Here is a 13,031-nt window from a genome sequence, read left to right as displayed (position 1 = left end):
GGCCGCGACCGGCGCCCCTTGAGCGGTTTTCCGCGAGCACGGGTCATCCACCGGGAGCGGCACAGATCGGCGCCAGTTGCGTACGCAAAGCATTCAGGATGTGAACCAGCTCCCTGACCCGCTCCGGCAACACGTTCGGATCGCCAGCGAGTGCGTCTTCCGCGCGCGCCGCATGCTCACGGGCAACCCCCATGGCCATGTTGCCGAACATGCCTTTCAAGGCGTGGACCTCGCGGCGCAGCGCGTCGTAATCGCCCTCCCGCCAGGCCAGCTCCAGGAGGCCTTGCCGGTCAACCAGGCTGTCGTACAAGGTCTGCATCAGTTCGGTGAGTAGCGCTTCGTCGCCGCCGAACTGGTCCAGCAGGTGGGCGCGGTCCGGCAGCAGAGACACATCCGACGCCGACGCCACGGCGCATGACTGTACCAGTGCCCTGAGTTCATCCAGCCGCAAGGGTTTCTGCAGATAGTCGTCCATGCCGGCGGCGAGGAATCGTTCCCGGTCACCGCGCATGGCGTGGGCGGTAAGCGCGGCAATTCGGGCCCGCGGTGCAGTCCCCTCAGTCTCCCGCTGCCGCAGGCGGCCGGCCACTTCCGGCCCCGTGAGTCCGGGCATCTCCACGTCCAGCAGGATCAGGTCGAACGGCCCGCCGGTCAGCGCGGCTTCAAGGGCCTCGTCACCCCGCGCCACCGTGGTCACGGCGTGGCCGTCCCGCACCAGCAGTGACTGGGCCACCATGCGACTGGCAGGATCGTCCTCGGCCACCAGAACACGACAACGCTGCAGTCCCTCCGCGTCAGGCACCTGAGCAGACTGGCGTCGAACGTCGGTAACCGGCTCCTTTGCGTAGTCAAGCGGGACCGTGAACGTGAAGGTGCTGCCCTCGCCCGGCTGGCTCTCGAGAGTAATCGCGCCCCCCATGCCCTCCGCCAGTCTCCGGGCAATGGGCAACCCAAGCCCCGTCCCCTCGGGCTCTCCGTAGGCCTTCCCGTGCACCTGGGCGAAGGCTTCGAAAATGGCCTGACGGTCGCCCAGCGCGATGCCCGGACCGGTATCGCTGATGTGAAAGTCCAGCCGCAGCGCATTGTCGTGAACCGGTGTGGTCGCCACCTGAACGTCGACGCGGCCGCGCTCGGTGTATTTGATGGCATTGCCAACCAGGTTGAGCAGCACCTGGTGCACGCGCTGCGGATCACCGACCAGAGCGGCAGCGAGCGGCGGGGGTAACGCCACATTCAGGGTCAGGCCCTTCTCGCGCGCCAGCGGCGCCATCAGGGCATCCACCTGCTGCAGGGCGAAGCGGGGATCGAATGGCTCCTCGCGGAACACCATCTTGTCCGCCTCGATACTGGACAGATCGAGCAGGTCGTTGATCAGGCCCAGGAGCAGATCACCCGAGCTGCGGGCGACCTGCAGGTAGCGTCGCTGTTCCGCGCTGAGCTCCGTCCGGTCGAGCAGTTCCAGCATGCCGAGCATGCCATTCATCGGGGTGCGGATCTCGTGGCTCATGCGCGCCAGGAACTCGCTCTTGGCGCGGTTGGCAGTCTCCGCCTCCTGCTTGCGGGCGGCGAACGCCTGCACGCGGCGCTGCTGGGCGGCAATGGCGTCGCTGAGATCCTCCGCCGCCAGTTCGCGCTCCACCAGCCGCGCCAGCTCCAGCAGGTCGTCCCGCTCATCCGCCGTCAGATGCCGGGGCGCGGTATCCATCACGCAGAGGGTCCCAAGGTGGGTCCCGTCCGGCGCGGCAATGGGGGCGCCGGCGTAGAAGCGCAGATGCGGATCGCCAGTCACGTAGGGATTGTGCTCGAAGCGGCTGTCCATCAGCAGGTCCGGTACCTCCAGGATGTCTGGCTGACCGATCGCGTACTGACAGAATGAGTCGCTCTTGGCGGTCTCCGTGATGGACAGCCCTACTGCGGACTTGAACCACTGGCGGTGTGCGTCCAGGAGCGTTACGGCACAGATCGGAACGGACAGAAGGCGGGACGCGAGCCGCGTAAAGCGATCAAACCGGGGTTCCGGTGCGGTATCCATGATGCGCAGCGCATCCAGAGCCGCGGAGCGGGCCTGATCGCCAGAGTTTGTCTGATGCACGGTCTGCCATTATCCGGAGGTTGGCGGGGCAGCCAGACAGATCCGTTGCGCGACGCACCCTGGGTTGAAGAGGCTCTACGTTGCCACAACGCGCCGCCATGACCTAGTGGACACGTCACAGAATGCGAATCGGAAACACGCCGGTTCAGGATTTCGGAGCGGACGCGCCTCGGAAGATATGCATGAGACCGCGCCAGGTGGTGGGAACCACGAGAGAGAAAAAGTGGCGTCCCCTAGGGGATTCGAACCCCTGTCGCCGCCGTGAAAGGGCGGTGTCCTAGGCCTCTAGACGAAGGGGACGCGGCCCTTGGCTTAGCCAAGATGCGGCGCATGATACGAGCGCCCGTCGGGCCTGTCAACAGGCCGTTTGAACTGCCAACCATGCCTCACTGCAATGTCGCCGGCCTGATACACTGCGGGCAGTACTCTGAGGCGGAATGACAGGCGTTCCGGGCAACGCCGAAACCAGGGAGCCATCAATGTCGACAAACGCCAGCAGCGTCCAGGGGGGCGGGCTCCTGCAGGCACCCTTCCACTACGCCGATGGCGAGCGCGAGACGCGCATGAACCTGCTCCTGCAGCACCTGCAGGTGGGTGAGCGCGTGGTCATCCTCGAAGGCGACCCCGGCAGCGGCCGCACGCACCTGCTGCACCGGATCCTCTCCCGCGACGATCACGGACTGCAGCTCCACGCCATGAACGTGGAACCCGAAGTCACGTTCACCGAGATCCTGCTGGGGATGCTCGAGCAGTTCCAGCACGCCGAACCCACCGTAAGCGCGCCCAACCGGATTCGCGACTACGCGGCCGAGCGAATCACCGGCATGCTGCGGGCCGGTGAGTCGCCGGTGCTCGCCGTGGACGACGCGGACCGGCTGGAATCTGCCATGCTGGACAACCTCCTCGCCTTCCGTGAAGAGACACGGATCGCTTCCGGCCGCGCGCTGAGTCTGCTGCTGGTCGGATCGCACCGCCTCGCGCTTCAGGTGGCGGGGCGAGATACGGAGAAGCGCCAGAGCAACCCCGTTGCCGTCTCCCTGCACGGGCTTGAGCCGGCCGGAACCCGGGAGTTCCTCCGCCAGGCACTGGAGGCGGAAGGCGACACCGCCGGTCACCTCCTCGCCAGCCTCGACATCGACGCAGTCCACGCCGGCAGTGGTGGCCGCCCCGGGGCCATACTGGAAGTTGCCCGCAAGCAGCTGGCGGGTGGCAGGGAACGGCCACGCCCGAAACAGCGGCCCAACCGCAAGCGCTCCCGGCCGAAGACACGCCGGTCAATGCCGACCTGGCTGCAGTTCCGGGGTGCGAGGCGCAGTGTCGTGGTTGCCGCTGCGGCCACAATTGGCCTGCTGGCAACGCTGCTGACACTGGGCTGGCAGCTGAGCGACGCGCCGGAGCCCACCACCGTGGCTCAACCGCTGGACGTTGATGCAGCAGTGATCAAGGGCCCGACGCCGGGCGAACGGCTGGTCGTGGACGTCCCGCTCATTGATCTGGACACCGCGGCGCCCGGAGACGAAGCGGAGCCGCCGGTCGATCTCTCCGGAGCGCTTCCGCTGTTCAGCTACTCCGAATCACTGCACACGGACCTGACGGCGCTGGCGGACGCCGGCACTCCGCCGGAGGATGCCGCGGAGGACGCTCCCGAAGCCGGGGTAACCGCGGCGGAAGAACCCGCCTCACCGCTGGAGAAAACGCTTGCGGAGGGCCGGTCATGGCAGGCCGAGCAACCGAGTGATCACTGGACCGTGCAGCTGGTTGCGGGCCGCAGCCCCAACAACCTGCGCACCTGGATGGAGAATCATAACGGTGAGGTCGAAACCTACATGCTGGTCACCGAATGGGATGGCGGCGACTGGTACGTCGTCGTTACCGGAGCTGAATCCAGCGAGAGCGACGCCCGCGAACGCCTTGCCGCCCTGCCCGACGACGTACGGGACGGCGGTGAATGGGTGCGCCAGCTGAGCGACTTCCAGTAGCCGGAGGCTCGCGGGGCAATGGTCCTGCGGCCAACTTGAGGCCATCCCGAACCGGGAGTCACCATGCTGCCTCCATCAAGCACGGCACAACCCGGCCTCCTCCGCATTCCTGAAACGGCGCCGGGTGCGTCTCTCCGTTCCTGGCAGGCAGGCCAGGTAATCGATGCCATTGCCCGCACCGCGACGCAGAACGGGCGTGTAACCCTGCAGATCGGCGGCGCCCAGATCCAGGCCCGTACGGAGCAACCCCTGCAGGCCGGTGAACGCATCCAGGTGCAGGTGCTGCGCCAGGAAGGGGGTGCGCTTACGCTACGCATCCTGCCCTCGGAAGCCAGCCGAGAGGCCTCGGAGGCGATGCGGCAACTGCTGCCGCGACAGGGCAGCAGCGCTGGCCTGATGGCGAACGTGGCGCAAACGGTAACGCAGCCGTCGGCTCAGACACGCAGCCTCCCGGAACCGGTGCAGCAGGCGCTGCGAACATTCTGGCAGGCCCTCCCCGACAGCACCCAGGTCTCGCGCAGCGACGGCCTGCGGCAGGCCGTCGCCGACAGCGGCCTGCACCTGGAGCGGCGGCTGCTCGCCATTGGCGCCGGCCAGGAGCCGCCCAGCGTGGTTCGCACGGACCAGAAAGGCCAGCTCAGCAACCTGCTCAGCCAGGTGTTCCGGGCGCTGGACGCTCGCCCGCAGCAACGTGGTGGTGAGCAACAACCGCCTCCCGCCGCGTCGCAGCCTCGACTGGCGCCAGTGACGGCGCCGCGTCCGCCCGCCCCGCTGCAACCTGCGCCACAACCGGGGGCGCTTCCGCAGCCCGTCGCCCCCCTGGCGCAACCGGCGACTCCGGGCGCCGCACAGGCGACGGCGGCTGACACGCAGCGCGGAGCCGCCCAGCAGACTGCCAACACGTCGCCGCCCCCGGGGCCGCAGGCGCGGGGCATCCCGCCGCCGCCTCCCCAGGCCGCGACGCTCCCCGGCCTCGCCGGCGCCGGCGAGATGCTGACCGAGCTGGCGCGTCAGACCGACTCCACCATGGCCCGCCTGCAGCTCACCCAGCTGTCACTGCTGGCCGGCGAGGCGCTACCGCTGTTCTTCGAGCTGCCCGTGCGTGACGGGCGGCAGATCGATCTGATCCAGTTCCACCTGGAGCGACAGGCCGCTGGCAATGAACAGGACGAGGACAAGACGTGGCGGGTGATGTTGAGTTTCAACTTCGAGGGGCTGGGGCCAATGCATACCGTGGTGCACCTGTCACCGGACGCCGTGGCCACTACCTGGTGGGCTGAGCGGGAGAGCACCGTGCGGTTCCTGGAGACGCAGCTGGACATGCTGGAGGAGCGACTGCAGGCCATGGGGTTCCGGGTGGCCAACATGGCGTGCATGCATGGCCACCCCCCTCATCCGATTCACCTCCAACGACCGGACCACACCGAGGGCTACTCGATGAACAGGCATGACTCGGCCCGTCAGCGGCTTGCCATCGCCCTGGAGTACGATGGCGACGGCGCCCCCATGGTCACTGCCAAGGGCGCAAACAGTCTTGCCGACGCCATTGTGACCCTGGCGCAGTCCCATGACGTACCGGTCCACGGCGACCAGACGCTGGCACGCCTGCTGTCGCAGGTGGATGTGGACGAGGAAATCCCGGAACGGCTGTACCGGGTGGTCGCGGAAGTGCTGGCGTTCGCCTATCTCCTGAAAGGGAGAACGCCCGGCGGGTAGCCTTTCAGGCCTCTTCGTCGTGCTCCTGATGGATCAGCACCACCAGATCCGCCTCGACCTTGCTCAGCCCGCTGGTATCGGCGATCTCATCGGCGGCCTGACCCTTTCGGGCCATCCGGATCGCCTGCTCGAAGGCCTCGCTGCTGGTCTCGCGGGAACTGAGCATGGACAGCCGCTCCTTGAGGCGGCGCAGCTCCTGCTCCAGACGCGCCAGCCGTTCACCCTGCGCCACGGCGCCGGACGACAGGCCTTCCACGGATTCCAGGACACGCCGCCGCTCGTGACGCAGACCGGAAAGGCGGGCTTCTGCCCGCCGAACCTGGATAACCGCCACGGCCGCGGAAGTGAGGGCGATGACGAGGGCGGCCATCGCGATCAGAACACTCAGGGTCATGCATCCCCGCTATAACGCATCAAAGGGAGGAGATCTCTTCCCACTCCTCCCGGCTCAGCAACTTGTTGACATCCACCAGGATGAGCAGTTCCTCACCGCGACTGACAACACCGTAAATGTACTTGGACGACTCCTCGTTTCCGACGTTGGGCGCAGTATCCACCTCGTCCTCCCGGACGTTCATGACCTCCGCCACACTGTCGACGAGAATGCCGGCCACCTGATCACCGGTTTCGATGACCACGATGCGGCTGGCCTTGTCCGCGTCCCGGGATTCAAGACCGAAACGCATGCGGGTGTCAATGACCGTCACCACGTTGCCCCGCAGGTTGATGATGCCGAGCACGAACCGGGGCGCGCCGGGCACCGGGGCGATCTCGCTCATGGGCAGGACTTCCTGCACCCGCATGACGTCGATGCCGTAGGTTTCATCAGCCAGTGAGAACGTGACCCACTGCGTCACCGGCCCCTGGAACTGTTCCTGCTCCTGCTCATTGCTAGCCGCTTGCTGCGCCATGACTGGCCTCCACTCAAACTTTCTTTCTCAGACTGGATGTATCGGCACGGACGCCGCCGGCATGACCCTGCTCCCGCGATTGCGGGAAACGGTCAACGTTTTGGCGCCTGCGTCTCCAGCATTCGTGTAAACGCGCTGGTGTCGATCAGCGCACTCAGATGACCGATAACGGTTCCTGCCAGCCAGGGCCGTTGACTCCCCTGCTTGCGCCACTTCACCTCATCGGGGCGCAACCGCACCACGTCACCGATGGCGTGGCAGGCAAGCCCCCAGCCACCATCACCCACGACCAGAATGTGTTCGGGCGCCGCCAGCGCCTCTTCGGTCTGGCGCTTGTCCGGCGGCAGCACCATAGTGACGGTGTCGATCACGCGCACGTTGCGGTTGCGATAGCGCATCAGCCCCATGTGCCACTCCGGCTGCCGCGGCATGGGCGTGACTTCCACGTCGCGCCACGGCACGACGCTGTGGAGCTCGGTGAGCGGCACCGCCAGCTTCAGCCCGCCCACGGTGAAGAACAGCGCCTGCACTGCCTCATCGCGGCGCGCCGCCGGCTCTTCGATCACCGGGTCGGTGGCCGGCGGAGCGACCTCCGCAGTCGATTCCTCCACCGGTTCGGTCACCGGCTCGTCCGGCGCAACCTCGGGCGCCGATTCGCGAGCGCTCACCGGCGCGGGGTCCGGCATCGGCACCGGCTCCGGCTCGACCACCGGCTCCGGCCCCCGGGTCGGCTCTGCTGCAACCGGTTCGGCCGCCACGGGCTCGGGCTGGGGCGTTGCCACCGGCTCCGACGCGGGCACCGCGTCCGCTTCGAGATCGGGGATTTCCTGCAGCAGCGCGTCCAGGTAGTCGCGGATCGCGTCGTGCTGGTCCACCAGGGTAGGCTGCTGTCGCTGGCTGCTGTTACTCATGCTCCACCGCCTCCGGCGCGTCGGACGGCTGCTGCACCAGCGCCTGCAGCAGTTTGCGATAAGCCTGACTGCCCCGGGACCAGGGCTGTGCGACGGTCAGCGGCAGGCGATTCCGGCTCGCTTCCCGGAACCGCGTGTCTTCCGGGATCGCCCCGTCCCAGACCCGATCCCCGTAACGCTGCCGCAGCTCCTGCAACGCCTCCACCGACTCGCGTGTCCGCCGGTCGAACATGGTGGGTACGATCCTGTACGGGAGCTCTCGCTGCCGTGAGCGCTGGATCATCTCCAGGGTATGGACCATCCGCTCCAGGCCCTTGATGGCTAGAAACTCCGTCTGCACCGGCACCAGCAGGTCATCACAGGCGGCCAGTGCGTTCACCATGAGCACACCCAGCATGGGCGGGCAATCGATGCACACCGTACCGAACCGCTCACCCAGGGCCTCAACGGTATTGCGCACCACCAACCCCTTGCCGTGACGGGCGCCAAGCTGGCGGTCCAGGGTCGCGAGCGCGCTGCTAGCCGGCAGCAGCTTGATGTTCTCGACGCCGGTGTCGCGCAGCATCATCGGCACGTCACTCGCATCCAGCGTGTCATTGAACAGGTCGTAGACACTCGGCGAGATGTCGTCGGGGTCGTACCCGAAGTAGGCCGTCAGCGATCCGTGGGGATCCAGGTCCACCAGCAGCACCTGCTCGCCCTGGTTGCTCAGGAGCCCCGCCATGCTGACGGCCGTGGTGGTCTTGCCGACCCCGCCTTTCTGATTGGCTATTGCCCAGGTACGCATACTGTCTCCAGGCCCCTGCTCATGTCAGGCGCGCCAGTGCACCGCCGATTTCCGTCACCGCCATCTCGCGATCCGTCAGCCCCGCCTTGGCGACGGCGCCGGGCATGCCGTAGATGACGCTGCTCGCTTCGTCCTGAGACCAGACGTGCCCATGGCGCCGCTTAATGTCTGCGGCGCCCTCGCAGCCGTCCGCCCCCATGCCGGTCATGACGATGCCAAGCACGCGCCCGCCGCAGGTGTTCACCGCCTCCTTGAAGGCGACATCCACACTCGGCTTGTAGAACTGGCCGTCCCGCGGTTCGATGGTGTAGACACTCAGAGCACCACCCCGTCGGCGGACGCCCATGTGCGTGCCTCCCGGCGCGAGCAGTGCGACGCCGGGCTCCAGCGTGTCGCCATCCGCGGCCTCACGGACCTGCAGCCGGCACATGCCGTTCACCCGCTGCGCAAACGCACTGGTGAAGTTGGCCGGCATGTGCTGGACGATCAGCAGCGGCAGCGGAAAATCCGCCGGCAGCTCCGTAAGCACCTTCTGCAGGGCCACCGGCCCGCCGGTGGAGGCGCCGATGACTACAAGATCAAGATCGCGCAGCCCGGGCCCGCGGCGTGACGGACGTGCGGCGGGCGCCGCAACCGCGTCGGAGCGGGTCTCGGCCCGCGGTGAATCATGGACGGTACGCGGCCGCTCGGGCTGTGCCGATGCAGCCGGGGGCCGTGCCGGCGCGCGCGGGCCGCCACCAACGGCCTTGACCTGCTCCTGCAGCCGCTTGCGGGCCGTCTCGGCATTGGCGGAGATGTCGGAGAAGCGCTTCGGCAGGAAATCCACCGCGCCCGCTTCCAGCGCATCCAGCGTGGCGCGCGCACCGTCAAACGTGAGCGAGGAGAACATGAGCACCGGCGTGGGCCGCTGCTTCATGATCTCGCGCACTGCGGAGATGCCGTCCAGCACGGGCATCTCGATATCCATGGTGACCACATCGGGCTTCAGTCGCAGCACCTCGGCGATGGCCTGGCGGCCGTCCGCCGCCTCGCCTACCACTTCCAGGCCGCGGTCTTCCGAGAGCATCTCCTTGATGCGCCGGCGGAAGAAACCGGAATCATCGACGATCAGTACGCGCGTGGCCACGCAACTCTCCTCATCATGCCTACATCCGGGAACCGAAGGTCTTTACCAGGCTTGGAATATCGATGATCAGCGAAATGCTGCCGTCCCCGGTGATGGTGGAGCCGGCCAGCCCGGGCAACCCCTGGAGCATGCTGCCCAACGGCTTGATCACCACCTCTTCGAGGCCGATCACGTCGTCCACCACGAAGCCAACTACCTGGTTGCCGACATTGACAGTGACCACCTGCTGCTCATCGCGGCCGGCGTCGGGATCCTCCGTTTCCAGGCTGCCAATGGCGTCGATCCAGCGCTCCAGGAAGAACAGCGGCATCGCTTTCTGCCGCACCATGACCACCCGGCGGTTATCCACCACCTTGGTCTTGCCCATTTCCAGTTCAAAGATCTCGCTGACCACCGACATGGGCAGCGCAAACTTGCGCCCGCGCATGCGAACCATCAGCGTCGGCAGAATGGCCAGCGTGAGCGGTACCTTGATCCGTAGCGTGGTGCCCTTGCCCTGCGCCGAATCGATATCCACGGTGCCGTTGAGCTGCGAGATCTTGGTCTTGACCACGTCCATGCCGACACCGCGGCCGGAGACGTCGGAGATCTCCGCCTTGGTGGAGAAACCGGGCGTGAAGATCAGGTTGAAGCAATCCTTCTCATCCAGCCGGCTGGCCGACTCCTTGTCCATCAGACCCTTTTCGACCACTTTCTGGCGCAGCGCATCGGGGTCCATGCCCTTGCCGTCGTCAGCGATGGTGAGAAGGATGTGGTCACCCTCCTGGGCCGCGGAGAGCCGGAGCACGCCCTTGGACGCCTTGCCCGCCGCCTTGCGGTCGGCCGGCTCCTCGATGCCGTGGTCCACGGAGTTGCGGACAAGGTGAATCAACGGATCGGCCAGGGCCTCGACCAGGTTCTTGTCCAGGTCGGTGTCCTCGCCCTCCATCTGCAGATCCACTTCCTTGCCCAGGTTCCGGGCCAGATCGCGGACCAGACGGGGGAAGCGGCCAAAGACTTTCTTGATGGGCTGCATGCGCGTCTTCATGACGGCGCTCTGGAGGTCGGAGGTCACCAGCTCCAGATCCGCGACGGCCTGACCCATGCGCTCGTCTTCGTACTGGGACCGAATGGTGCTCAGGCGGTTGCGCACCAGCACCAGCTCGCCGACCAGGTTCATAATGTCATCGAGCTTGGCGGTATCGACGCGCACGGAGGTCTCGCCGCTGGCCTTACCGCCGCCAGCCGCACCACCGGCACCGCTATCCCCGCCACCGGAGCCACCACCGGACCCACCGTCGTTGCCGCCAGACCGGGCGGCTGGCGCCGCTGCTGGCTTCTCTGAACTGGCCGGGCGCCTGGCCGTACCGGAGTCGCTGGCTGCCGCCGGTGCGGCGGCTCCGGCGCCGGCCGCGGTCGGCCCCTTGCCCGCACCATGGAGCTGGTCGAGAACCGACTCGAACTCCTCTTCACTGATAAGGCCGTCGCCGCCTGCAGCGGGCGCCGGCGCATCTGGTTCCACGCCCGTGGGGACGCCGCCGTGCTGGCCCTCGCCGTGCAGCTGGTCCAGCACCGCCTCGAATTCCTCTTCGGTGATGTCGTCGCCGGCGGCAGGGGTGCCGCCGTTGTCTGCGGCCGGCGCCGCCGGCTCCTGTTTATCTTCGTCCAGGGCGTCCAGCAGCGCTTCAAACTCGTCTTCGGTAATGTCGTCACCGCCGGCAACGGTCTGGCCGTCCGCGGCACTTTCCGGGGCAGGCGCCGCTTGTGCAGCCGGGGCCGCCGCTGGCGCGTCGCCCACGCTCTCCTGCTCCTGCAGGAGCTCCAGTGCCCGCAGCAGCTCCTCCGGAGCCTCCCTGGGGTCCTCACCATTACCCAGGTCGGAGAACTGGTTGTTCACCACATCCAGGGCGCGCAGGACGTAATCCATCAGCTCGGAGGTCACCTCACGCTCGCCGTTGCGCAGCAGGTTGAACAGGTCCTCGGTGCGATGACAGATCTCGACCAGTGGGTCGAAGCCCAGGAACCCGGCACCCCCCTTGATGGTATGGAAGCCACGGAACACCGCGTTCAGAAGGTCCTGATCCTGTGGCGCGCGCTCCAGTTGCACGAGCTGCTCGCCCAGCTCCTCCAGGATCTCCCGGGACTCCACAAGAAAGTCCTGAACGATGTCGTCTTGCGTATCAACTGCCATAAAGCCCCCAAGCGATACCCGGCCCGCGCCCGCACGCAGGGCTTACCGGGATGCCCTACTCCGACTCGTCCCGCACTGATGCGGCGTGAGTTCAGAAACCAAGACTGGAGAGGAGGTCATCGACTTCGTCCTGACCGCTGACCGCCGATTCCGATTCCTGCCCCGGCACCTGCGGCCCCTCCAGCTTCTTTTCGTCGTCTTTCTTCTTGTCGGCCGATTTCGCGCTTTCCGTAGCCTTATCCGGCGCCTGACGCGGGGCGGAGATGGAAATGAGGGACACCAGCCCGTCCTCCACCTCTTTCACAAGCTCCATGACCCGGCGGATTATCTGGCCGGTAAGGTCCTGATAATCCTGGGCCATCAACGCGTCGGTCAGCTTCGCCTGGATGGCGTCGCCTTCACTCTCGAGACGCTCGAAGAACTGGTCCAGCTGCTGGCCCAGCCCGCGGAACTGAGTCGCAGAAAGCTGACGTGATCGGAACCGCTTCCACTCCGCCGCCAGCACCTTGCCCTCGCTGCCAATGCTGGAGAGAGTCTCCAGGGACTCCTCCAGCGCCGTCAGCGTGCGGTGCGCGGAGTTCTCCGTGAGCTCAATGACGTGGTTCAGCCGTTCATGGGCATCCGGAATCTCCGAGACGGCGATATCGCTCAGCCGGCCATCCAGCCGAAAGGACTTGAGCGCCTCATGGAGCTCCCGGGTCAGCTTGCCGATCTCCCGGAACAGTTCCGTCTCGCGCAGGCGGGTGAGTTCATCCAGCGCCTTGCCAACGGCCTCCTCGTCACCGGCCTCGATACAGGACAGTAGCTCGCGAGCCTTGGCCTCGTAGGCAGCTAAATCCGGGCTGGCGTCCGTCATGCGCCTGTCCTCACTCGGCCGATTCGATGCGGTCGAAGATCTTGTTGATCTTCTCTTCCAGCGTCGCGGCGGTGAACGGCTTGACGATATAGCCATTCACGCCCGCCTGGGCCGCCTCGATAATCTGCTCGCGCTTGGACTCGGCCGTGACCATCAGCACCGGGAGATGCTTGAGGTCGTCGTCCGACCGGACGTGCTTGAGCAGCGTGAGGCCATCCATGCCCGGCATGTTCCAGTCGGTGACCAGAAAGTCGAAGCCGCCTTTCTTGAGCAGGGGCAGCGCCGTGTTGCCATCCTCGGCTTCCTGGGTGTTCTGGAAACCGAGCTCGCGCAGGAGGTTCCTGATGATCCGTCGCATCGTGGAGAAGTCGTCCACGATCAGTATTCTCATGTCTTTATCCAGACTCACAGTCAATCACCTTTACTTTGGTCAGACGGTGAACACGTCGTTGGCTTACTAACGCTCTCACCCTGCCGGAGCGC

11 protein-coding genes and 1 tRNA gene are annotated in these 13,031 nt (G+C 66.4%); 2 read left to right on the top strand and 10 right to left on the bottom strand.

Annotated elements, in window-relative coordinates; genetic code table 11:
* Nucleotides 1-43 precede the first annotated feature (43 nt).
* On the bottom strand, nt 44-2,092 hold the full coding sequence (locus ACNSTU_RS01580) for a GAF domain-containing hybrid sensor histidine kinase/response regulator (protein ID WP_290631675.1): 2,049 nt from the start codon (nt 2,090-2,092) through the stop codon (nt 44-46).
* 224 nt (nt 2,093-2,316) lie between these two features.
* Nucleotides 2,317-2,392 (bottom strand) — tRNA-Glu (locus ACNSTU_RS01575).
* 179 nt (nt 2,393-2,571) lie between these two features.
* Between ACNSTU_RS01575 and ACNSTU_RS01570 the strand changes: the two genes are divergently transcribed.
* Complete coding sequence (locus tag ACNSTU_RS01570; RefSeq protein WP_290631677.1) at nt 2,572-4,071, top strand: SPOR domain-containing protein; 1,500 nt, start codon at nt 2,572-2,574, stop codon at nt 4,069-4,071.
* Between the two features lie 63 nt (nt 4,072-4,134).
* Nucleotides 4,135-5,787: an EscU/YscU/HrcU family type III secretion system export apparatus switch protein gene (locus ACNSTU_RS01565; protein ID WP_418212027.1), complete on the top strand. Its 1,653-nt coding sequence runs from the start codon at nt 4,135-4,137 to the stop codon at nt 5,785-5,787.
* A 4-nt stretch (nt 5,788-5,791) separates the two neighbouring features.
* Here the strand turns inward: ACNSTU_RS01565 and ACNSTU_RS01560 are convergent, their stop codons facing one another.
* The 8 genes from ACNSTU_RS01560 to cheY all read right to left on the bottom strand — a co-directional run bounded on the left by ACNSTU_RS01560 (nt 5,792) and on the right by cheY (nt 12,951).
* Nucleotides 5,792-6,181, bottom strand: a complete 390-nt coding sequence (locus ACNSTU_RS01560) for a DUF2802 domain-containing protein (protein ID WP_290631683.1) — start codon at nt 6,179-6,181, stop codon at nt 5,792-5,794.
* A gap of 19 nt (nt 6,182-6,200) precedes the next feature.
* Nucleotides 6,201-6,698, bottom strand: a complete 498-nt coding sequence (locus ACNSTU_RS01555; RefSeq protein ID WP_290631685.1) for a chemotaxis protein CheW — start codon at nt 6,696-6,698, stop codon at nt 6,201-6,203.
* Nucleotides 6,699-6,790: 92 nt separating this feature from the next.
* Entirely contained in the window at nt 6,791-7,609 is an 819-nt protein-coding gene (locus tag ACNSTU_RS01550; protein WP_290631687.1) for a chemotaxis protein CheW, read from the bottom strand.
* A complete protein-coding gene (locus ACNSTU_RS01545; protein WP_290631689.1) occupies nt 7,602-8,396 on the bottom strand; it encodes a ParA family protein in 795 nt (264 codons plus the stop codon). Before ACNSTU_RS01545 ends, ACNSTU_RS01550 begins: the two co-directional genes overlap by 8 nt.
* Nucleotides 8,397-8,415: 19 nt before the next feature.
* Complete coding sequence (locus ACNSTU_RS01540) at nt 8,416-9,522, bottom strand: protein-glutamate methylesterase/protein-glutamine glutaminase (protein WP_290631691.1); 1,107 nt, start codon at nt 9,520-9,522, stop codon at nt 8,416-8,418.
* Nucleotides 9,523-9,541: 19 nt separating this feature from the next.
* Nucleotides 9,542-11,692 carry a chemotaxis protein CheA gene (locus ACNSTU_RS01535; RefSeq protein WP_290631693.1) on the bottom strand — a complete coding sequence of 717 codons (2,151 nt, stop codon included), beginning with the start codon at nt 11,690-11,692 and terminating at the stop codon, nt 9,542-9,544.
* Between the two features lie 91 nt (nt 11,693-11,783).
* Nucleotides 11,784-12,548, bottom strand: a complete 765-nt coding sequence (locus ACNSTU_RS01530; RefSeq protein ID WP_290631695.1) for a protein phosphatase CheZ — start codon at nt 12,546-12,548, stop codon at nt 11,784-11,786.
* Between the two features lie 10 nt (nt 12,549-12,558).
* Nucleotides 12,559-12,951 carry a chemotaxis response regulator CheY gene (cheY, locus tag ACNSTU_RS01525; RefSeq protein ID WP_290631703.1) on the bottom strand — a complete coding sequence of 131 codons (393 nt, stop codon included), beginning with the start codon at nt 12,949-12,951 and terminating at the stop codon, nt 12,559-12,561.
* Nucleotides 12,952-13,031 lie beyond the last annotated feature (80 nt).

The sequence above is a fragment of the Aquisalimonas sp. APHAB1-3 genome (assembly GCF_048323695.1).
Lineage (GTDB): Bacteria > Pseudomonadota > Gammaproteobacteria > Nitrococcales > Aquisalimonadaceae > Aquisalimonas.
Note: the sequence above shows the minus strand (reverse complement) of the source record. Positions and strands in the feature narration are given on the sequence as shown.

Bases quoted from the DNA above. Each gene is read 5' to 3' on its own strand.
- ACNSTU_RS01535 (WP_290631693.1), bottom strand. From the start codon at position 11,692: ATGGCAGTTGATACGCAAGACGACATCGTTCAGGACTTTCTTGTGGAG.
- ACNSTU_RS01530 (WP_290631695.1), bottom strand. From the start codon at position 12,548: ATGACGGACGCCAGCCCGGATTTAGCTGCCTACGAGGCCAAGGCTCGC.
- ACNSTU_RS01545 (WP_290631689.1), bottom strand. From the start codon at position 8,396: ATGCGTACCTGGGCAATAGCCAATCAGAAAGGCGGGGTCGGCAAGACC.
- ACNSTU_RS01565 (WP_418212027.1), top strand. From the start codon at position 4,135: ATGCTGCCTCCATCAAGCACGGCACAACCCGGCCTCCTCCGCATTCCT.
- ACNSTU_RS01560 (WP_290631683.1), bottom strand. From the start codon at position 6,181: ATGACCCTGAGTGTTCTGATCGCGATGGCCGCCCTCGTCATCGCCCTC.
- ACNSTU_RS01550 (WP_290631687.1), bottom strand. From the start codon at position 7,609: ATGAGTAACAGCAGCCAGCGACAGCAGCCTACCCTGGTGGACCAGCAC.
- ACNSTU_RS01555 (WP_290631685.1), bottom strand. From the start codon at position 6,698: ATGGCGCAGCAAGCGGCTAGCAATGAGCAGGAGCAGGAACAGTTCCAG.
- ACNSTU_RS01570 (WP_290631677.1), top strand. From the start codon at position 2,572: ATGTCGACAAACGCCAGCAGCGTCCAGGGGGGCGGGCTCCTGCAGGCA.